General features: G+C 58.9%; 18 protein-coding genes and 3 tRNA genes. 6 read left to right on the top strand and 15 right to left on the bottom strand.

Annotated elements, in window-relative coordinates; translation table 11 throughout:
* Nucleotides 1-9: 9 nt before the first annotated feature.
* The 11 genes from EDC38_RS03505 to ectA all read right to left on the bottom strand — a co-directional run bounded on the left by EDC38_RS03505 (nt 10) and on the right by ectA (nt 12,392).
* Nucleotides 10-1,455, bottom strand: coding sequence for a cryptochrome/photolyase family protein (locus EDC38_RS03505; RefSeq protein ID WP_123637339.1), 1,446 nt, complete (start codon nt 1,453-1,455; stop codon nt 10-12).
* The gene (locus EDC38_RS03500; RefSeq protein WP_024460128.1) at nt 1,455-1,895 is read right to left on the bottom strand and encodes a nuclear transport factor 2 family protein; all 441 of its coding nucleotides are present in this window, start codon (nt 1,893-1,895) and stop codon (nt 1,455-1,457) included. Before EDC38_RS03500 ends, EDC38_RS03505 begins: the two co-directional genes overlap by 1 nt.
* Entirely contained in the window at nt 1,895-2,863 is a 969-nt protein-coding gene (locus EDC38_RS03495) for a MerR family transcriptional regulator (RefSeq protein WP_211331035.1), read from the bottom strand. Before EDC38_RS03495 ends, EDC38_RS03500 begins: the two co-directional genes overlap by 1 nt.
* On the bottom strand, nt 2,850-3,815 hold the full coding sequence (locus tag EDC38_RS03490) for a YbgA family protein (RefSeq protein ID WP_024460126.1): 966 nt from the start codon (nt 3,813-3,815) through the stop codon (nt 2,850-2,852). Before EDC38_RS03490 ends, EDC38_RS03495 begins: the two co-directional genes overlap by 14 nt.
* 468 nt (nt 3,816-4,283) lie before the next feature.
* Nucleotides 4,284-5,258 carry an HTH-type transcriptional regulator CysB gene (cysB, locus tag EDC38_RS03485; RefSeq protein WP_024460125.1) on the bottom strand — a complete coding sequence of 325 codons (975 nt, stop codon included), beginning with the start codon at nt 5,256-5,258 and terminating at the stop codon, nt 4,284-4,286.
* Nucleotides 5,259-5,514: 256 nt separating this feature from the next.
* Nucleotides 5,515-6,423 carry a 5'-nucleotidase gene (locus EDC38_RS03480; protein ID WP_024460124.1) on the bottom strand — a complete coding sequence of 303 codons (909 nt, stop codon included), beginning with the start codon at nt 6,421-6,423 and terminating at the stop codon, nt 5,515-5,517.
* A 173-nt stretch (nt 6,424-6,596) separates the two neighbouring features.
* Nucleotides 6,597-7,577: a quinone oxidoreductase family protein gene (locus EDC38_RS03475; protein ID WP_123637338.1), complete on the bottom strand. Its 981-nt coding sequence runs from the start codon at nt 7,575-7,577 to the stop codon at nt 6,597-6,599.
* Nucleotides 7,574-9,181 (bottom strand): BCCT family transporter, encoded by a 1,608-nt coding sequence (locus EDC38_RS03470; protein ID WP_123637337.1) that lies wholly within the window; start codon nt 9,179-9,181, stop codon nt 7,574-7,576. Before EDC38_RS03470 ends, EDC38_RS03475 begins: the two co-directional genes overlap by 4 nt.
* A 238-nt stretch (nt 9,182-9,419) precedes the next feature.
* Entirely contained in the window at nt 9,420-10,313 is an 894-nt protein-coding gene (locus EDC38_RS03465) for a tetratricopeptide repeat protein (protein ID WP_123637336.1), read from the bottom strand.
* Nucleotides 10,301-11,737 carry an aspartate kinase gene (locus tag EDC38_RS03460; RefSeq protein ID WP_024460120.1) on the bottom strand — a complete coding sequence of 479 codons (1,437 nt, stop codon included), beginning with the start codon at nt 11,735-11,737 and terminating at the stop codon, nt 10,301-10,303. The genes EDC38_RS03465 and EDC38_RS03460 overlap by 13 nt, the downstream gene beginning before the upstream one ends.
* 142 nt (nt 11,738-11,879) lie before the next feature.
* A complete protein-coding gene (gene ectA, locus EDC38_RS03455; protein WP_024460119.1) occupies nt 11,880-12,392 on the bottom strand; it encodes a diaminobutyrate acetyltransferase in 513 nt (170 codons plus the stop codon).
* Nucleotides 12,393-12,649: 257 nt separating this feature from the next.
* On the opposite strand from ectA, the gene EDC38_RS03450 reads away from it, so the two are divergent.
* From EDC38_RS03450 to EDC38_RS03430, 5 genes are all read left to right on the top strand, one after another.
* Nucleotides 12,650-13,144, top strand: a complete 495-nt coding sequence (locus EDC38_RS03450) for a MarR family winged helix-turn-helix transcriptional regulator (RefSeq protein WP_211331093.1) — start codon at nt 12,650-12,652, stop codon at nt 13,142-13,144.
* A gap of 98 nt (nt 13,145-13,242) precedes the next feature.
* Nucleotides 13,243-13,788, top strand: coding sequence for a CDP-diacylglycerol--glycerol-3-phosphate 3-phosphatidyltransferase (gene pgsA, locus EDC38_RS03445; RefSeq protein ID WP_024460117.1), 546 nt, complete (start codon nt 13,243-13,245; stop codon nt 13,786-13,788).
* A 195-nt stretch (nt 13,789-13,983) separates the two neighbouring features.
* Nucleotides 13,984-14,057, top strand: a tRNA-Cys gene (locus tag EDC38_RS03440).
* Between the two features lie 26 nt (nt 14,058-14,083).
* Nucleotides 14,084-14,171: transfer RNA gene (locus EDC38_RS03435), tRNA-Leu, on the top strand.
* Nucleotides 14,172-14,216: 45 nt separating this feature from the next.
* A tRNA-Leu gene (locus EDC38_RS03430) sits at nt 14,217-14,311 on the top strand.
* Nucleotides 14,312-14,328: 17 nt separating this feature from the next.
* On the opposite strand, the gene uvrC is transcribed toward EDC38_RS03430, so the two are convergent.
* From uvrC to uvrB, 4 genes are all read right to left on the bottom strand, one after another.
* Nucleotides 14,329-16,158, bottom strand: coding sequence for an excinuclease ABC subunit UvrC (uvrC, locus tag EDC38_RS03425; protein ID WP_123637335.1), 1,830 nt, complete (start codon nt 16,156-16,158; stop codon nt 14,329-14,331).
* Nucleotides 16,159-16,303: 145 nt separating this feature from the next.
* Nucleotides 16,304-16,957, bottom strand: coding sequence for a response regulator (locus EDC38_RS03420; RefSeq protein WP_123637334.1), 654 nt, complete (start codon nt 16,955-16,957; stop codon nt 16,304-16,306).
* 181 nt (nt 16,958-17,138) lie between these two features.
* Nucleotides 17,139-17,789, bottom strand: coding sequence for an alpha-ketoglutarate-dependent dioxygenase AlkB family protein (locus tag EDC38_RS03415; protein WP_123637333.1), 651 nt, complete (start codon nt 17,787-17,789; stop codon nt 17,139-17,141).
* A 1-nt stretch (nt 17,790) separates the two neighbouring features.
* Nucleotides 17,791-19,794: an excinuclease ABC subunit UvrB gene (gene uvrB, locus EDC38_RS03410; RefSeq protein ID WP_123637332.1), complete on the bottom strand. Its 2,004-nt coding sequence runs from the start codon at nt 19,792-19,794 to the stop codon at nt 17,791-17,793.
* 55 nt (nt 19,795-19,849) lie between these two features.
* Here uvrB and EDC38_RS03405 point away from each other — a divergent pair, with 55 nt between their 5' ends.
* Nucleotides 19,850-20,698, top strand: coding sequence for a fructosamine kinase family protein (locus tag EDC38_RS03405; RefSeq protein ID WP_123637331.1), 849 nt, complete (start codon nt 19,850-19,852; stop codon nt 20,696-20,698).
* The last annotated feature ends 42 nt before the right edge of the window (nt 20,699-20,740 follow it).

Below are 20,740 nucleotides of genomic sequence, written 5' to 3'. Positions count from 1 at the left end.
ACGACTCCTCTAGCCCTTTGACGATGAGCCATTGAGCTGCTGAAACAACGCAATGGTCTCCTTGCGGCTGGCTTTCAGGTCCACCATCGGCGCGGGATAACCCGGCACCGGTGGCGGCTGGTGTATCTGTCTTGTCGAAACCCTTGCCAGCTCTGGAACATATTTACGGATAAACCGGCCATCGGGATCAAAACGCTCGGATTGGGTCACGGGATTGAAAATACGGAAATAAGGCGCCGCATCGGTCCCGGTGGACGCGCTCCACTGCCAGCCGCCGTTATTGGCCGCAAAGTCGCCGTCGATCAGCTGCGACATGAACCAGCGCTCACCCAGACGCCAGTCAATGCGCAGATTCTTGGTGAGAAACATCGCCACGATCATTCGGAGCCGATTGTGCATCCAGCCGGTGTCGAGCAGCTGTCGCATCGCCGCATCCACGATGGGAATGCCGGTTTCTCCGCGACGCCAGCGGTTGAAATCCTCTTCATCGTCGCGCCAGGGGAAGGCGTCGGTGTGGCCCTGGAGCGGCTTGTGTTTACACACCACCGGAAAATCCACGGTCACATGCTGATAGAAGTCCCGCCAGACCAGCTCGCTGATCCAGGTGGTCACGCCCTCACTGCCCTCGTCCCAGCGCCCTTCATTGGCACTCAGCGCGGCGGTCAGGCATTGGCGGGGCGACAGGCTGCCCACCGCCAGATAGGGTGACAGCGTCGATGTAGCGGCCTCCGCAGGCAGGTCCCGTTTGCTTTTATAGTCCCGAATGGGTCCGTCTGCAAACTCGGCGAGGCGGCTCAACGCCTCCTCCTCGCCCGCAGGCCAAAGTGCCGAGAGGTCCTTGAGATGAACCCCCCGGAAGAGACTATCCAGGGTCATCCCGGCGTCGCTGACCTGTCCCAAGGCTTTCGGCTGCACGGCCGGAAGGCCGTGAGGCACCATCGGCAGCTCACGGGCCATCTGGATCCAGCGCCGTTTGAACGCGGTAAACACCTGATAGGGCTCACCCTGGCCGTTACGCACTTTTCCCGGGGGCAGAATCACCCGGTCATGAAACCGCTTGTAATGGCGATCGTGATCATGGAAATACTCCGCCACTGCGCGGTCCCGGTTCAGCTCATCGAGGGGATATTCCGCGTTAAAATACAGCGAATGGCAGCCTTCCCGACGGCTCAGGGATAGCAACTGATGGGGGATTTCACCGGCCCGGCGAACCCGAAGCAATACCAGGGGGATGTTCCGCTCGGCCAGATCGGTTTGCATCTGACGTAAATGGCGTCGAATAAAATCCAGCCGTGACGGCGCCGTGCTGTGCCGCTCGATAAAATCCTCGCACAACACATAGACAGCAACCACGCCCTCCCCTGCTTCAGCGGCGTTATAGAGTGCTGGATTGTCGCGCAGACGCATATCATTGCGCAGCCAGACAAGAATACGTTGGTTTTCCGAACTCACCATTACCCTAACCTCGCCTTGAGCTTACCGATCACGTACCCCAATACCGGAATATGCTCATACAGCATGGCGCCGGCATCGAAATAGTCACGGTGGTACACCACTCGCTCCCGAAACTGGAGATGACTGCTCCCCTCAAGGCTCAATCGCTGACCACCTTTGAGCTTCGGATGGCGGTAATGCATGGTCCACAGCAGGACTGCCTGATCCGGTTCATCGGCGTGCCCTCGCTGTTCGAGAATGTGATTGAAGGTAAAGCCGCATTCCTGAAGCCCATGCACCATGCCGGAGAAGTAGCGGCGCAGAGCAACCAGGCCTTCTACCCGATGCAGGGGGTCTTCAAACACCACGTCGGTATCGTAAATCTGATCCAGAGCACCAATCAGCGCGGGATCAAATCGCTCGTAGAGGGTAGTGACTTTAGTGATCAGCTTGTCTGTCATTATCGTGATGCTCCAGAGCCGGGGGACCCGTTATCAGAGAAATCAGGACCTTCGACCCGCACGGGAAGCCGTGCCTCCAGCGCCGCCAGAATTTCACTATGGGATTGTCCGAGGCAATGAGGCTGTAGCGCGCTGTCCACCAGCGCCGTCTGCCGGCCCGCCAACCAGATCGGAACCGCCAGTTGCCGCTCCAGATCGCGGTGTGCGGCCTCCAAACCTGGTTCGGGAACGCTGTCGGTGTAGAGCAACACTGCATTCGCGCCCCGCTGGTCCACCGCGTACAACCACTCCGCCTGAGGCACCGGGCCAAAGAAGTCCACCTGAAGCCTGTTTACGCCCAGACTGTACGCGAAGATCATCGGCAGCACGGAATCCGGGGTGCGTCCGTTATCTACCAGCAACAGACGCGGTGCCCCCTTCGGCGCCGACTGCCGATGGCGTGCCGAGGCGAAGTAGTCATACAGCACGGATTCGAAGCACAACAGTTGCGACGTTACCCCATACTGAGGCCGTCCCTGACCGACATCGGATCGCCACTGCGACAGCAGCGGTTCAATACAGTGATCCACCAGAACCGGCATCGGATACTCGGCGGTCAATGCGGCAAGCCGCTTTCGCAGAGCATGCACGTCCAGCGCGGCAAGCGCATGGGCCATCACCTGGCGGTGTTGCTGCCAGGGATCGGTTGGCGACAGATCCACCTCGGTAGCCTCAGCGCCCTGATCCAGCAGCGCCCGGACCTGACTCACCGCAACGCCGCGGGCGAGCCAGCGCTGAATGGCCTCTACCCGGGCAATATCCTCCGGTCGATACAGTCGGTGGCCCTTGGCGGTGCGCAGCGGTTTGAGCAGCCCATAGCGCCGCTCCCAGGCCCGCAGGGTCACGCTGTTCACGCCCGTCAGCTCGGATACCCTGCGGATGGGCACCGCTTCGGAAACCATCGACTCCCGATCTTCAGACGTTGGCATTGCGAAGGCCCAGCTTTTCCGGATGCGGCGCCCAGAAGGTCTGCTTTTGCAGGTAGGGATTATCCACCTTGCGCAGGTAGTGCTTGAGCAGCGTCAGCGGTACCACCAGCGGCACATCACCGGCGTGATAGGCGTCGATGACCTCGGACAGCTCCTGCTGTTCATTGCCATCGAGCAGGTCGCGCAGGTAGCCACGCAGGTGCAGCATGGTGTTGGTATTGCTCTTGCGCGTGGTTTTATGGCTCAGCGCGGCCATAAATGCGGTCAGAAACTCATTGCACAGTTCATGGATGTCCCGCGTTCCCGCCTGGGCCACCAACCGACCGATGGACTGGTAGCTGGGCACATGGTGAGCCATTACCTGGTATTTGTACCGGGAGTAGAAGTCCACCAACTTGGCAGGCGTGGGGTCCGGCTCGACGGAGGTTTTCCAGTCGTGATAGGCGAACACCCGGGAGATGAAGTTATCACGCAGACCGGCATCGGTCAGGCGCCCAGCCTCTTCCACCGGCAGCAGCGGGTGCAATTCCATCAAACGTTCGGCATAGGCTCCGATCCCCTCGCTGTCGAGCGGGTAGCCGTTTTCGCCGTAGCGTTTCATACGGAAGGCGCCGCAGCTCGGGGAGTTCTGCATCATCACGTAGCCGCAGATGTCCGGCATACGTTCCAGCGCCTTGTCGGCCTCGGCGGCCAGAGCCTCGGTAACATCGAGGCTGTCGTCCTGAACACCACGCACGCGGGTGCCTTTGTCGGTGGCGACCAGGCGGATGGGCTTGCGGGGAATGCCCAGGCCAATCAGCACTTCGGGGCAGACGGGTCGATAGTCGAAGTAACGGCTCATGACGTCGGTCAGAAAGCGGTTGCGTTTGTGTCCGCCATCAAAGCGAACCCGCTCGCCGAGCAGGCATTCACTGATGCCAACCGGAATTTTGACGTCTGCGTGGGTATCCATCGATGCACCTCTTATACAAGTGGCTAGGCTTTGTATAAGTTGTACGCCGATTTATTGTACAAGGCAAGAGGTTTTGTATAGTTTTTTGGTGGGAGTAACAGGATAAAAATCGATATTAGGTGAGGCATCAAGTCCGGGCCGTGGAGGGGATACCCTTTCAAGACACGCCGTGAACCCATCCCTGGGGGCTCGACGCGCGGAGTCCCTCCGCTTACGGTCTTGAAAGGGTATCCCCTCCGCGCCCCTCAGTGCCAATATTACGTTCCAGGAGCTATTTGCCCTCCTGACCGCGACTTGGGTTACGGCGGATGCGGCCTTTGGCCTTATCCGCCCTACGGATAGCACGGAGGTTGCGTAGGGCGGATAAGCGAAGCGCATCCGCCGTTACCCAAGGTGCACTCCGGGTCCGACGTCTTTGAGCCCGAAGGGCGTCAACCACAAACCGGACTCGATTCACCCACTTACTCACTAATAAGTGGGAAGCTCTATATGGGCAAAAAGCTCCTCCAACTCCGCGCGGGAGTGGCGGTTGTAGGCCTCGTCGATCACATTGCGGGTCAGATGGGGCGCGAAACGCTCGATGAAGTCGTACATGAAGCCCCGCAGGAAAGTCCCGCGGCGGAAGCCGATCTTGGTCACACTGCTCTCGAACAGATGGCTCGCATCCAGCGCCACCAGATCTGAATCCAGGCGCTCATCCACCGCCATCTTGGCCACAATACCGATGCCCAGCCCGAGGCGAACATAGGTCTTGATCACATCCGCATCCGCCGCGGTGAACACCACCTTCGGTGCCAGTCCCCGGTTCATAAAGGCTTCATCCAGCTTCGAGCGGCCGGTGAATCCAAACACATAGGTCACGATGGGATACTTGGCGACCGCTTCTAGGGTCAGCGGCTCAACCTGTGCCAGCGGATGCTCGCGCGGCACCACAATGCAGCGGTTCCAGCGGTAGCATGGCATCATCACCAGATCACTGAACAGCTCCATGGCTTCGGTGGCGATGGCAAAATCCACCGTGCCATCGGCGGCCATTTCGGAGATCTGCATGGGTGTTCCCTGATGCATGTGCAGGGACACATCGGGATACTGCTGAATGAAGGACTGAATGACCGGCGGCAAGGCATAGCGCGCCTGGGTGTGAGTAGTGGCAATGGACAGACTGCCCTTGCGCTCGTTGCTGAACTCCTGCGCCACCTGCTTGATGCTGTCGACCTTGCGCAGAATCTCACCGGCGGTTTTCAGAATCGCCTCACCGGCGGGGGTAATGCGGGTCAGGTGTTTGCCGCTGCGGGAGAAGATCTCCACACCCAGCTCGTCTTCCAGCAGGCGTATCTGCTTGCTGATGCCCGGCTGAGAGGTGTACAGGCTCTGGGCGGTCGCGGACACATTCAGGTCGTGGTGCGCCACTTCCCAGATATAACGCAGTTGTTGCAGCTTCATAATGTCCTCCGATCGTCCTTCGGACAGTCCCGTGCGCCCCGACACGAAAGACCGTTGAACCCACCCGTCGACTCGAGCACCCAGAGCGCGGTGTTAACAAAAGGACGGTGTTATAAAAATTGCGGTAATTATTCTTTTGTAGAATAGAGCCTCAGAAGCCAAATTGCCAGCCTCTGATCAAAAAATAACCCTTCGCTATAACTTTAGACTATATAGACTCCCGCTGCCGCCTGCAATTGTGCGGCCGACCCGACGCTCAACCCTTGGCCTGATTGGCCACGCCATGGGGGACATGGCCACTGGCAACGTGTTCGCTGGCCGACTCGATGTGCTGCTGTTGGTCGTCGAAAAACACATCAGCCCCGTAGGCTTTCAGGAACTCCCCTTTCGGCAGTCCGCCAAGGAACAGGGACTCATCAATACGCACATTCCAGGCGCGCAGGGTGCGGATGACCCGTTCGTGGGCGGGCGCCGAACGGGCCGTCACCAGGGCCGTGCGGATAGGGCAGCGGCTCTCGGTGAACTCGCTCTGTAACCCCTGCAGTGCGGACAGGAACGCCTTGAACGGTCCACCACTCAAGGGGGTTTTAGCAGAGGCTTTCTCGCTCTCGGCGAAGGCACTCAGGCCCTGGCTTTTGAACACCTGCTCCGCCTCATCGGAAAACAGCACCGCATCGCCGTCAAAGGCAAAACGCAGCTCCTCTTCTTGCTCGGACTTGTTCTTGGCGGCGACCAGGGTCGCGGCCGCCACGCCCTGGTTGAGCGCCTGACGCACGTCTTCGCCATCGGTGGAGAGGAACAGGTGGCAGCCGAACGCGGAGATATAGCGGTACGGACTGCTGCCACTGCAGAACGCGGCCCGGGTGATATTGAGACCGTAATGCTCAATGGAGTTGAACACCCGCAGGCCGGTATCGGCGCTGTTGCGGGACAGCAGAATCACTTCGACCCGGGGGTCGCCTTCGAGGCTTTCATTCAGGTGGAGCAGCTTTTGTACCATGGGAAAGGCATCGCCCGGCTTCAGAGGTTCGTCCTCTCGCTCGATCTGATAGTTGGCATAAGCTTCTAGGCCTTCGTTGATGAACACCTGGTGACTCTCATCCAGGTCGAACAGCGCGCGGGACGAAATGGCGATGACCAGTTTGGTGCCGAAGCCTTTGGGCATGGTGTTGGGGTCCTGATGGTTGATGATGTTCGAGTTGGGTTGCGGCGGATGCGGCCTTCGGCCTTATCCGCCCTACGCGGACTGCCGTGGTTTCCGTAGGGCGGATAAGCGAAGCGCATCCGCCGTTACCCAACGTAAAGATGCAGCGCGCATCCGCCGCAACCCAATCCGCTTTACGGAATAATAACACTGGCCCCGGTGGTCTGCCGGTTTGCCAGCTCGCGATGCGCCCGAGGCACCTCGTCCAGCCGGTAGGTCTGATTGATATCCACCGTGACCGCACCGGACAGCACCGCCTCAAACCAGAGCCCGGCCAGAGTCTCCAACTCCTCCCGCGTGGTTGCGTAATGCCCCAGCGTGGGTCGGGTGATAAAAAGAGAACCTTTCTGAGCCAGTAGCAAGGGACTGAACTCCGGCACGGCGCCGGAGGCGTTGCCAAAGCTCACCATCAGCCCGCGCCGGGCCAGGCAATCCAGAGAGACATCAAAGGTATCCTTGCCCACCGAGTCATACACCACCGGCACGCCCTTGCCGTCTGTCAGGGCCATAACCCGATCCACCACGGATTCCTCGCGGTAACGAATTACTTCCGCACAGCCCCGCGCCAGCGCCAGCTTCGCTTTAGCATCAGAACCGACGGTACCAATAACACGAGCCCCCATATGCGATGCCCACTGACAGGCCAGCAGCCCGACACCACCAGCGGCGGCGTGCCACAGCAGGGTTTCCCCGGCTTGAACGGGATGGGTCTGGTGTAACAGGTAGGCCGCGGTCAGGCCCTTGAGCAAGGTGGCGGCGGCAACCTCATACTCGACGCCATCCGGCAAGGCCAATAGCCGATCCGCCGCGACGACGTGGGAGTCCGCATAGGCCCCGGGCGGGCCGCTGCAATAGGCCACCCGATCGCCCTTCTTCCAGCCATGGACGTCCGGACCCAGAGCCTCGATCACCCCGGCGGCCTCCAGCCCCAGCCCCGTCGGCAGGTCCAGGGGATACAGGCCCGTGCGGTGGTATATGTCGATAAAGTTCAGGCCGATGGCCTTGTGGCGTACCCTCACCTGCCCCGCACGCGGTTCGGGCACGGGCGTGTGCTCCAGACTCAGGGCGTTTTCATCACCGGGCTGGTGAACCCGGTAGGCACGATGTTCAGTCACTCGTCATCTCCTCGACCTTTGCGATCACTGGGCAGAGAACCCATGGGTCCCATCGCCGGTGCCTTACCTTCGGCGAGCTCCTCCATAGAATACCCCAGATAGTCCGCATGCAGGGCGCGGGTCAATGAGTAAGCCATGAACACCAGTAGCACACAGAACGGGAAGCCCAGCGCAGTAATCACATTCTGCAGCGCCTGCAGTCCGCCCCCCAGCAACAGCGTTGCGGCAACCAACCCCAGGAGCAGGGTCCAGAACACGCGCTGAGCGGTGCGCGAAGGTTGGCTGTCCTTGCGCGACAACAGGTCCACCACCAGTGCCGCCGAATCGGCGGAGGTGGTCAGAAATACCACAATCACAATCACCGCCAGGGTCGAGATCAGGGTGGCGATCGGAAACTGCTCGAGGAAACTGAACAGCGCCACGGACACATCCGCCTGCACCTGCCCGGCGATGTCCGTGCCGTGGTTCAGATCCAGATCGATGGCGGCCATGCCGAACACGGAAAACCAGACAATGGTAAACAGCAACGGCGCCCCCAGTGCGCCCGCCACAAACTGGCGGATGGTGCGGCCCTTGGAAATCCGGGCAATAAAAATGCCCACGTAGGGCGCCCAGGAGATCGTCCAGGCAAAATAGAACACCGTCCACTGCCGCTGCCAGTTGCCCTCGTTGTAGGCTTCGGTCCAGAAAGCCAGCCAGGGCAGATTGTGCAGGTAGGCGCCGATGTTCTGCACGGTACCGGAAACAATAAACAGGGTCGGCCCCGCCACCGCCACGAACAGCAGAATGACCAGAGCCACAACGATGTTGAACTCCGACAACCGCTTGATGCCCCGATCGAGCCCCAGCGCCACGGACACGGAAGCCACCAGGGTAATGGCAGCCACAATGGCCATTTCCGCCACCTGCCCTTTGGGCAGGCCGAACAGATAATTCATCCCGGTATTGAGCTGTAGCGTCCCCAGCCCGACCGACACCGCGACCCCAAACAGCGTGCCGAGCAACGCGACAATATCAATGGCCCAGCCGAGCGGGCCGTAGATGCGATCCCCCAGCACCGAATAGAACACGCTGCTGATGCGCATGGGTAATCCCTGACGATAGGTGAAATACCCTATCGCCAAAGCCGGCAGTGTGAAAATGGTCCAGGTATGCAGCCCGTAATGGTAAAGGGAGATATTCATCGCCAGGCGAGCGGCGTCTTTGGTGCCGCCTTCCACACCTTCAAGCGGCGGGTTGGCGAAGTGGGACATCGGCTCAGCCACGCCCCAGAACATCAGAATGGTACCGATACCGGCCGCGAATAACATGCAGAACCAGGTCAACGTATCGTACTCGGGCCCCTCCCCGTCCGGCCCCAACCGGATCCGACCATAGCGACTGCTGGCCACCCAGATCAGAAACAACAGCAAGCCGCTGACGCTGAGGACGTAGAACCAACCAAAGTTGGTGAAGGTAAAACCGCCCAGCATGTCAAAAAAGCGGGCAAAGGGTTCATTGAAGGGAATCGCGAAGCCGACAAACAGAATGATAATGCCGACGGAGATAAAGAAGATTTGCGGAATCGCACTCAAGTTCAGGCGTTGTGCGAGTTTGTCGAACATCGGAAACTCCTCGGTGGCCTGTTATTGTTTATTGGTTGTGTCGTTTTAATGTATGGCGACGGTGGATGCGGAATGTTAGGTAACGGCGGATGCGCTTCGCTTATCCGCCCTACGCAAGCTTATGGTGTTTATCGGGGCTTAATTATGGCGGATGCGGCCTTCGGCCTTATCCGCCCTACGGATAGCTCATCAACCCGCGTAGGGCGGATAAGCGAAGCGCATCCGCCGTAACGAGAATCTACGACTCCTCTTCCCGAATCCCCAACAATTCCTTGAATGCGGGCATGTCGTGCAATGGGAACAACGCCGGATCCTGCATCAGAGACTCGCGATAACTTTCCGCGCGGCTCAGTGCCTCGCCCAGGAAATGCACGCCGTCTTCGTAATGCCCCAACGCCGTGTGGGCACAGGCCAACTGATAAAACGCATGGGCATTGTCCGAGTCGATCGACAGCGCCTGCTGACACAGATTCACTGCCCACTGGGGTTCGCCCAACTCGAGCACCACATCCGCCTTGTAGGTTAGCGCCTCACAATCCTCGGGCTTCACGGCCAGAATCTGGTCGTAGATGGCGATTTTATTCGCCGGCGTGTGCTCAAGATTGGCGCGCAGCCAGAGTGAATGAATTTCCTGGGTGCGCTCAATCTCCTCGCGGTTAGCATCAATATGCCGGGTTTTCTGGGTCAGCTGTTTCTCGATACCCCGCAGACGCACCTCATAGGCGTTGACCAGCTTGCCCACTTCCTCGTCCGCCAGGCTACTCATTTTTTCTTTCATATCGCGAATGGAGTTCCAGCCCAGCAACACCAGAATCGAACTCACCGCCGCGATCAGATAGAAAAAGTAAGTGACCGTGTTGGTTGCATAGGTCACGCCCCGGTCAATGGACTCGATCTCCCGGTCCACCACCTGCTGAATCAGCTCGGCGCGCTGGTTGGACAGATCGATCCGCAACTGCTTCAGCTCATCGAGCATATAGCGCTCAATGAAGGGGCTGTACATCGGTTCTTCCAGCTTCTCGATTTCTTCGGCCACACGCTGACGTGCCTCGCCATCGGCGTCGCTCTGGGCGAACACCGATACCGAGGCACACAGTAGAAAGAGCGCGGCCAGCCTGATCAGGCTGCGCATATGGCGTCCCCATGGTCATGGACTTCCACCAGGGCCTTGTGCAGACTCTTAACGGCTTGATCGTAGTCGTCCTCGTCCACGATAAACTGCATATCCACCTGACGGATCGACTGGTGAATGGCCAGCACACTGATGTTGGCGCTGGACAGTGCCGTTGCCGACTTGGCCAGCATACCGGACACCTTCATATCACTGCCGATGGCGGACACAACGGCCACTTTGCGCACATCCACTTCCGCATCCGGGTACTTCTCTTCCAGCATGTTGCGAATGCGGTTGACGGTTTTCAGGTTGCCGGCAACGTAATGGACAATGGTGTTGGCGTTGATGTCCTTGCTGACCACATGCGCCTTGAAGCGCGAAATCTGATGCAGAATACCGGAATCATACTTCTCGATATTGCCCATCATGTCCTGGTCGAACACCTCAATCGCGTACACACCTTTGCGACCGGCAATGATTTCCGCACAGGGTTTTTCACTGACGTAATCGCCGGTGATCAGGGTGCCGTCGTGATCCGGATCGAAGGTGTTTTTCACCCGCAGTGCGATGCCGTTCTGGCGCAGGCCCTTGGCGGCGCGGGGGTGAATGGCCTCCATCCCCAAATTCGCGAGCTGATCGGCCACATCGTAGTTGGTACGACCGATGGGAACCACTTTATCCGCACCTACAAGGCGCGGATCGGCACTGCTCAGGTGGAATTCCTTATGGATGATCGCCTCATGGGCACCGGTCAGCACCGCGATACGGCTGAACGTCATCTCGCTGTAGCCACGGTCAAAGCTGGCCATCAGGCCTTCTTTACAGTGAGTGTAGCCCGTGACAATGGGCAGCTCTTTGGCAAAATCGATGCCCGCAAAGGACTGTTTGATCATGTCATCCAGCGCCAGTGCACCATCCGCTTTCCAGCCGGAGAGATCGACAAACCGGGCGTTGACGCCATCACGCTGGAGCAATTTGGCCATATTCCAGGCACTGTGGGCTTCGCCAATACTGGCCAACATTTCACGCACGGTGAACAGGTGCGCGTCCAGTTCAAAGTGGCCGTGCTGACACAGGCGCTGCAGATCGGTCAGGCAGCGTTCTGCATCGTCCAGGCGTTCCTTGATATAGGCATCAGCTTCTTTGCGAAGGTCGGTATCGCCAAAATACTGCTTGTTCAGTTCCAGCACGCGCTTGCGCACCTTGTCAAAGGCTTCCATCCAGGGGTCATCGTCATTGGTGCTGGCAAACAGGCCATAGACGCCGGGCTGGCCGTTTTTCTTGTTCTCCAACAGCAGGTCGGTCAGGCCGCCGTAGGCGGAGACCACAAAAATCCGATGGTAGAGGTCCTCGTCTTTCCCGTTTTTCATAACCACATTGTCGCGTACGGCATCGTACTCACTCATTGACGTGCCGCCGATTTTTTCGACTGTGTGTGACATAAGTCCTCCATTCTGAAGCATTGTGCCGATTACCGGGGTGCCGCCCCGCTAACCCGCCTGTTCGATACCTCTACTCATCTCGAGGCACCTTATGGCCGACAGGTCGGCCGGTGTCAGTTTCTATCGGACCGTGTCCGACCAATCAGTGACGACTGGTCTGGAACGGTCCGATGACCAGCAGGTGTTCATCATCGTGCTCACCACCGAAGTGGGTGTTGCGCTCAAAAAACACTTCGCTGTTCAGCTCAGTATCCAGGTCCCGGGCCAGGCTGCGGAACAGCGCCCAAGACGCCTCGTTGTCCGGAGTGATCGTGGTTTCGATGTAGCGCACCTCCGCGCAGGCTTCACGGCCCAGCAGATGTTTGAGCATCCGTTTGGCCAGACCTTTACCGCGCGCAGCCTCGGCAATCACCACCTGCCAGACAAACAGTGTGTCCGGTTTGTTGGGTTCTACGTAACCGGACACGAAACCGACCAGTTGCTCGCCATCGAATACGGCCACGGCGGTATCGGCGAAGTGAGAGCACTGGAGCAGATTGCAGTAAATGGAATTGGGGTCAAGGGGCGGGCTGGCAGCCACCAGCTGATTCAGGAGGTAGCCGACCTCAGCGGTGGGCTTGCGAAAATCCAGATTGTCACTGGGTGTGTCGGTCATGGTCTGCTCCTTCCCGTTTATAACAACAATATAGGGGTATGATCCCAAACCCGCAAAAAATCAAGGTTTGCCCCGACAATTCGAATGAATTGAAATAGTTAGAGAACTAAATAAAAATCTATAGTACACTAAGCTAAATGATCAGTCCACCCGAACCCATGCAGCCCTTCGGAGACACGCGCATGACCAAAGACGAATCTCACCTGCCTCAGGGCCTGGCTTCCCGCGCCGAACGCAACATGACGGCGCTCAAGTCCATGAGCACCTCGGACAAGATTGAAGAGGTATTGGTTTCGCTGCGTCGGGTCATCCGGGCGACCGACCTGCATTCGAAGAAGCTGGTGAAAACCGCCAGCGTCACGGGGCCACAGTTATTGCTCCTGCAGATCGTTCATGCCAAGGGCGACATGACCATCAGCGAGCTGGCCCGGGATATGAGCCTGAGTCAGGCCACCGTCACCACCATTCTGGACCGCCTGCAGAAGCGGGAGCTGATCGAGCGCATCCGCTCGGAAACCGACAAGCGCAAGGTCTACCCCCGTTTGACCGACCACGGCCGAAAAATCCTGGCCTCAGCGCCCACGGCGCTGCAGGACAACTTTGTGGAACGGTTTCGGGAATTGGATGAATGGGAACAGAGCATGATCATCGCCGCCCTGCAGCGCGTGGCGGAAATGATGGACGCCAAAGACATTGATGCCTCGCCCTTCCTGGACGTCGGCGCCCTGGATCGCGCCATCCCGCCCCTATAGCTCCATGGTAGGTTGGATCGGTCCGACGCAACACTGGTCACCCCCGCCTCACGGCTGTATGATTCGCCCAACGACAGAACCAGAGACCGATCTATCCCATGACCCTGGCGAACCAACTGACCCTGATCCGCATTGTTTTCATCCCGCTGTTTGTAGTGGTCTTCTATCTTCCGTTCGGGTGGGCCCACTTCGCCTCCGCCATGATATTCAGTGTTGCCGCCATCACCGACTGGGCCGATGGCTACGTCGCTCGCAAATACGACCAGTCCACCCCCTTTGGCGCCTTCCTGGACCCGGTGGCGGACAAGCTGATGGTGGTCATCGCCCTGGCCCTTCTGGTTGAGCTGCACGCCACACCCTGGTTCACCGCCCCGGCCATTGTGATTATCGGCCGGGAGATTGTAATTTCGGCCCTGCGGGAATGGATGGCCGAGCTGGGCGAACGCGCCAGCGTCGCGGTGTCCTACATTGGCAAGATCAAAACCACCCTGCAGATGACGGCCCTGATTGTCCTGCTGGCCGACCTGCCCTTTGCGCTCTTTTACTGGCTCGGATACATCACCCTGTACAGCGCCGCGCTACTGACCCTTTGGTCCATGATCCTCTACCTGCGCGCCGCCTGGCCGTTTATGAGGTTGAAATAGCTTGGGCAACGGCGGATGCGGCCTGCGGCCTTATCCGCCCTACGCAAACTGCGGAGGTCGCGTAGCGCGCATCCGCCGTTACCCAACCCGGAACCTTGGTCAAATATCAACCAACACAAAAAATTCCCGGATAACCCACGGAAACCCCTAGGATTTTTTCGGCGATTCCTTTAGAATTCGCCCCTCTTCAAGCAAGGCGCGATAGCAAAGCGGTTATGCCCCGGATTGCAAATCCGGTTAGGCCGGTTCGACTCCGGCTCGCGCCTCCAACTTTCCCTTCGAAGTACTCTCCCCCGCCGGGATGGTGAAATTGGTAGACACACAAGACTTAAAATCTTGCGACCGTGATGGTCGTGCGGGTTCAAGTCCCGCTCCCGGCACCATTTAGTACCCGCGGAATTGGTAGACGCCGGGCAGGAAGCCCAAGTGCCGCGGAGGACAGGAAGTCCGAGAGCGGCCACAGCAGACTTAAAATCTGCCGACTATTGCAGTCGTGCCGGTTCAATTCCGGCTCCGGGCACCACCTACACACCCTAGTATTCAGCCATGAAAATGGCCGTAAATTTCCTCCGCCAGGCGTTTGCTGATTCCCGGCACCTTGGCGAGATCCGCCACGCTGGCCTTCTGTACCTCCTGCAGCCCACCAAAATGACGCAACAGCTCCCGACGGCGGCCGGCACCCACCCCTGGCACCCCCTCCAGACTGGACGTGCGCCGCTTCTTGTCCCGCCGCTGGCGATGTCCGGTAATCGCAAACCGGTGCGCCTCATCGCGAATATGCTGTAGCAAATGCAGCGCCGGCGAATCGCTCGACATCACAATCTCTTTACCGCTCTCCGCCCAATACAGCGTCTCGAACCCCGCCTTGCGCGTGGTACCTTTGGCCACACCCAGCAACTGGACATTGTTCACACCCAGCTCCGCCAGTACTGCCTCGGCCTTACCGAGCTGACCTTTACCGCCATCAATAATCAGAATATCCGGCAGCTTGCCCTCGCCTTTCTGCAACCGGGTATAGCGCCTCTGCAGCGCCTGCTCCATGGCCGCGTAGTCGTCACCGGGGGTGATACCGTCAATATTGAAGCGGCGATAATCGGACTTCAGCGGACCGTTGGTATCGAACACCACACAGGACGCCTGGGTCAGCTCACCGCTGCTGTGACTGATATCGAAACACTCCAATCGCTGGGGCATCTCGTCCAGACCCAACGCATCCTGCAGGGCAATAAAGCGGTCCATACTGTTCTTACGGCTGTTTACCCGGCTCGTGAGATTCTGCTGGGCCGCCGTGGTCGCCATTTGCACCCACTGGGAACGATGGGTGCGCACCTTGTCAGTGACCGTCACCTGGCGACCCGAGGCACTCTTGAGCGCCTGGGCAATCAGCTCAGCCTCCGCCACCGGGTGGCTGGTGATAATTTCCCGGGGGATTTCCCGGCCCTCGCTCGCCAGATAAAACTGTGGCAGGAATTCGGTCAGGACATCGGATTCTGAATCCGCCAGTGTCGCCTGCGGATAGTAGCTGCGACTGCCCAGAATTCTCCCCTGGCGAACAAACAACACATGCACGCAGATCAACCCCGCCTGCAGCACGGCGGCTACCACATCCAGATCGCCATACCCCTCTTCAATCAGATTCTGGGACTGAATGGAGCGCAGCGCGGTGATCTGATCTCGCAGCGCCGCCGCCCGCTCAAACTCCAGCGCCTGGGACGCGGCGTCCATCTGGTCCGCCAGCTCCTTCATCAGGGTGTCACTATCCCCGCTCAAAAACATGCGGGTGTGGCGCACATCGTCGGCGTAGTCTTCCGGGCTGATGTAATCCACACAGGGCGCGGTGCAACGTTTGATCTGGTATTGCAGACAGGGGCGCGAGCGGTTTTTGAACACACTGTCCTCGCACTGACGCACCTGAAAGGTTTTCTGCAGAAAATTCAGGCTGTCTTTCACCGCCCCAACATTCGGGTAAGGGCCGAAGTAGTGACCGCGCTTTTTCTTGGAGCCCCGATGAAAACTGATGCGCGGAAAGGTCTCGCCACTGGAGAGAAAAATGTAGGGGTAGGACTTATCATCCCGCAACAGAATGTTATAGGGCGGCCGGTGGGATTTGATCAGATTCTGCTCAAGAATCAGCGCTTCGGTTTCGCTCGAGGTGACCGTCACATCGATCTGACGAATTTTCGCCACCAGGGCCACGGTTTTCGGAGACAGGCCGGAGCTGCGGAAGTAGCTGGACAACCGGTTTTTCAGGTTTTTGGCTTTACCGACGTAGAGCAGCTCACCGCCACCGTCGTACATCTGATAGATGCCCGGTTGTTTGGTGGTGTTGGCTAGGAATTGTTTGTGGTCGAATACATCAGGTGTGTTCATGGGCGGGAAGAATACCACCGGTTGGCGGGGATGTCGTGGTTTGGGTTACGGCGGATGCGCGCTTCGCGCTTATCCGCCCTACGCACACTGCCGTGATCCGTGTAGGGCGGATAAGCGAAGCGCATCCGCCGCATCCCAACCCAACCTACACCACCGCCTCCGGATCCAGGAAATTGTGCTTCACCGCCAACAAGGTCAACTCCACATCGCTATTGATATCGAGCTTCTCGAAAATCCGATACCGATAGCTGTTCACCGTTTTCGGGCTGACACAGAAAATATCGGCAATATCCTGCACCTTCTGGCCATTGGCAATCAGCATGGCGGTCTGCAACTCCCGCTGGGAGAGTTTCTCAAACGGCGAGGACGTGTCCCCTTCTCCGGCAAAATTTTTCAGGGCCAACTGCTGGGCGATGGCGTTACTCATATAAAGGTCACCGCGAATCACCTTGTTGATGGCGTCGGTAATTTCGGTGAATTCGGCCCCCTTGGTGACGTAGCCGACCGCGCCGGCCTGCATCAGTCGGGTGGGATACAGACTGTCATCGCAGGCGGTGACCGCGATGATCTTCACTTCGGGATTGATCTGCCGCAGTTTTTTGGTGGCTTCCAGACCGCCCATACCGGGCATTTTCACATCCATGAGCACAACGTCGGGCACCAGTACCCGTGCCTTGGTGACGGCTTCCTCGCCGCTTTTGGCATCTCCTACTACATCAAAGCCGGCCACGTCGGCCAGCATGCGCACAATGCCCATGCGAACCAGGTCGTGGTCGTCTACTACCAGAATCTTTGTCAACGTTAGCCCCCAATCCAGCTTTTGGTCCTGACACATTCAATTTTTGTTATGGCGTTTTTTTGGCAAAACGTCTGTTATGGGGTTCCTGACACCGGCGTCCGGTGCACTTTAGCGGGGCGTGAGGGAACCGGTCTCACGCTCGGTCCCTCGAGAGTTGTTGTCGATTACATCCATCCACCGATTATAAACCGCCATCACCCGCACCAAACACCGTTCGGAAGGTCAGATTGATCCTTGGTCCGACGGCTCGGGCGGTTTTCGCCAGTTGGTGCTGCCAGAAATGCTGGGTGGTTCCGGCCATGACCAGCAGCGAACCGCTGGGCAAATCCAGCCGAACCGGCGCGAGATCCTTGCGGGTTTTGTGCCTGAGCGCGAAGCGTCGTTCCGAGCCCAGGCTGAGTGAGGCAATTACCGGGTTGCGACCCAGCTCCGGCTCATCGTCGGCATGCCAGGCCACACTGTCCTGTCCATTTCTGTAAAGATTGGCCAAGACGCTGTTAAAGGTCAAGCCCTGTCGCCTCTCAAGCTCGCTTTTTATCGCCTCAAGGGTCGGGGTCCAGGGTTCGGGGTCGAACCGGACGCCAGAATAACGATACGGATGACCGGGGTCACCATACCAGACATCCAAACGGGGCACCGGTATCCGTTTTCCGTGCATCTGAATGTGGGTCTGCTGCCAAGCCAATTCAGTACGCAGTTGGTCGAACAACCGGCGGGTTTCCTCTGGGGTCCACCAGTTGCGATACAGGCGAACATCGCCGTCCTCCCGGATCAATACCTCCGGTTCAGGGTCCGCCACGTCACCAAATAACGAGGTTTGTTGCGCCGCCATATTACAGAGCCCGGTGTTTCAGCTTTTCGATCTGATCCCGCAGGCGGGCAGCCTCTTCGAACTCCAGGTTCTTGGCGGCCTGGTACATGGCCTGCTCCAGCTTGGCCACCGCCTTGAGGGGATCGCCCTCCTGCTCAACCTCGTAGCGGGCTCGCTTCTCCGCGACAGCCTCTTTGCGCTGACGACGGGCGCCGGACCCGGGTACCGGCCCCGCCTCCATAATGTCGGTCACACTCTTGCGAATACCCATCGGGGTAATGCCGTGTTCCTCATTGTGGGCCAACTGTTTGGTCCGTCGGCGCTCGGTTTCGTCGATCGCCCGTTGCATGGAGCCGGTGACGCGGTCGGCGTAGAGAATCGCCTTGCCGTGCAGGTTCCGCGCGGCCCGGCCGATGGTCTGGATCAGAGAACGCTCGGAACGCAGGAAACCTTCCTTATCCGCGTCCAGAATGGCCACCAGGGACACTTCCGGCATATCCAGGCCTTCCCGAAGCAGGTTGATGCCCACCAATACATCGAACTCGCCCAGGCGCAGGTCGCGAATGATCTCCACCCTCTCCACCGTATCGATATCCGAATGCAGGTAGCGGACCCGTACCCCGTGCTCGGCGAGGTATTCGGTCAGGTCCTCGGCCATACGTTTGGTCAGTACGGTAAGCAACACCCGCTCGTCCCGGTCTACCCTCAAACGGATTTCGGACAGGGCATCGTCCACCTGAGTAGTGGCTGGCCGCACTTCAATTTCCGGATCCACCAGACCGGTGGGCCGGACCACCTGTTCCATCACCTGCCCGGCGTGTTCCGCCTCGTAGGGCCCCGGGGTGGCCGAGACAAAAATCATCTGCGGTGCCAGCCGCTCCCACTCTTCAAACCGCAGGGGTCGGTTATCCAGTGCCGAGGGCAGACGGAAACCGTACTCCACCAGGGTTTCTTTACGAGAGCGGTCACCCTTGAACATGGCGCCAATCTGGGGAATGGTCACATGGGACTCATCCACAATCAGCAGCGCCTCGTTCGGTAGATAGTCAAACAGCGTCGGCGGCGGCAGGCCCGCGTCCCGGCCGGAGAGGTAGCGCGAGTAGTTCTCCACGCCATTGCAGTAGCCGAGCTCCTGCATCATCTCCAGATCATAGCGCGTGCGCTGCTCCAGGCGCTGAGCCTCTACCAGCTTGTCGTTCTCACGCAGCTGTTTCAGGCGTTCTTCCAGCTCCACCTTGATCTGGTCAATGGCCTCCAACATGCGGCTGCGCGGGGTGACGTAGTGGGATTTCGGGTAGATGGTGGCTCGCGCCACCTTGCCCCGCACCTCGCCGGTCAGGGGGTCGAACACGGAAATCTGCTCCACCTCCTCGTCAAACAGCTCCACCCGGTAGGCGTCGAACTCGGAATCAGCCGGGAAAATGTCGATCACATCGCCCCGCACCCGGTAGGTACCGCGCTGGAAGTCCATGTCATTGCGGGTGTACTGCAGCTCGGCGAGACGGCGCAGAATCTGGCGCTGATCCACCTGATCACCCCGTACCAGATGCAGCAGCATTTTCAGGTAGGAATCCGGGTCACCCAGACCGTAGATGGCTGAAACCGTCGCCACCACAATGGCGTCCTTACGCTCCATCAACGCCTTGGTGGCTGACAGGCGCATCTGCTCGATGTGCTCGTTGACCGAGGCGTCTTTCTCGATGAAGGTGTCCGAAGACGGCACATAGGCTTCGGGCTGGTAGTAGTCGTAATAGGAGACGAAGTACTCCACCGCGTTGTTGGGGAAAAACTCCTTGAACTCCCCGTAGAGCTGGGCGGCCAGGGTTTTGTTGTGTGCCATAATCAGGGTCGGCCGCTGAGCCTGGGCGATCACATTGGCCATGGTGAAGGTCTTGCCCGAACCGGTCACACCCAGTAGCGTCTGGTGCGCGAGGCCAGCATCGATGCCTTTGGCCAGCCCGGCAATGGCCGCCGGCTGGTCGCCCGCGGGCTGGTAATCGCTCTGAACCACAAACTGCTTGGACATTGAGACGCCTTTTGTACGATCAAAAGAAACATTGTAACGCATACCCTGGTGGTAAATGATGGACGCCATTAAACATTGGTTAAAAACTGAACTGGACACCGACGTCGCCCGTACGGAGCCACTCTCCGGCGGCGATATCTGCGATACCGTTCGCATCACTACCACGGATGGACGGGACCTGTGCATCAAACAACAGGCCACCGCACCGGCGGATTTTTTCCTTGCCGAGGCCGCCGGTCTGGAAGCCCTCCGGGCAACCGATACGCTACGGGTGCCGGAGGTGATCACCGCACAGCCCACGTTTATCGCCCTGGAATATATTGCGCCCGGGCGCCCCGGTCCAAATTACTGGCGGGACCTGGGCGAAGGGCTGGCCGCCCTGCACCGCCAACCCGCGCCGCACTTCGGCTTTACCATGGACAACTATTGCGGTCGCACCCCGCAACCCAACCCCGCCACCACTGATGGCCACGCGTTCTTCGCTGAACAGCGCCTGATGTATCAGGGGCGGCTGGCGGAAGCGGCGGGGCTTCTCTCCAGCCGGGAGCTGAACAAGCTGGAAACCCTTTGTCGAAAGCTGCCTGAACTGCTCCCCGAGCAGGCGCCCGCCCTGATACACGGTGACCTCTGGGGCGGCAATATCCACTGCGATGAAACGGGGAACCCGGTATTGATCGACCCCGCCACCCACTGGGGCTGGCCCGAAGCCGAGCTGGCGATGACCCGACTGTTCGGCGGCTTCTCCGGTGGCTTCTACGAGCACTATACTCAGATGAATGCACTCGACTCCGGGTGGCAGGAACGGGTGCCACTGTACAACCTGTACCACCTGCTCAACCACCTGAATCTGTTTGGTGGCGGCTATCACGCACAAGTAAATCAGATAGTTAGTCGATACACTTAAAGTCGTTTATTTAAAGTGAATTATTTTCACGATCCGACGTAT

The organism is Marinimicrobium koreense (assembly GCF_003762925.1).
Taxonomy (GTDB): Bacteria; Pseudomonadota; Gammaproteobacteria; order Pseudomonadales; family Cellvibrionaceae; genus Marinimicrobium; species Marinimicrobium koreense.
This window is presented reverse-complemented; position numbering and strand designations above follow the sequence as displayed.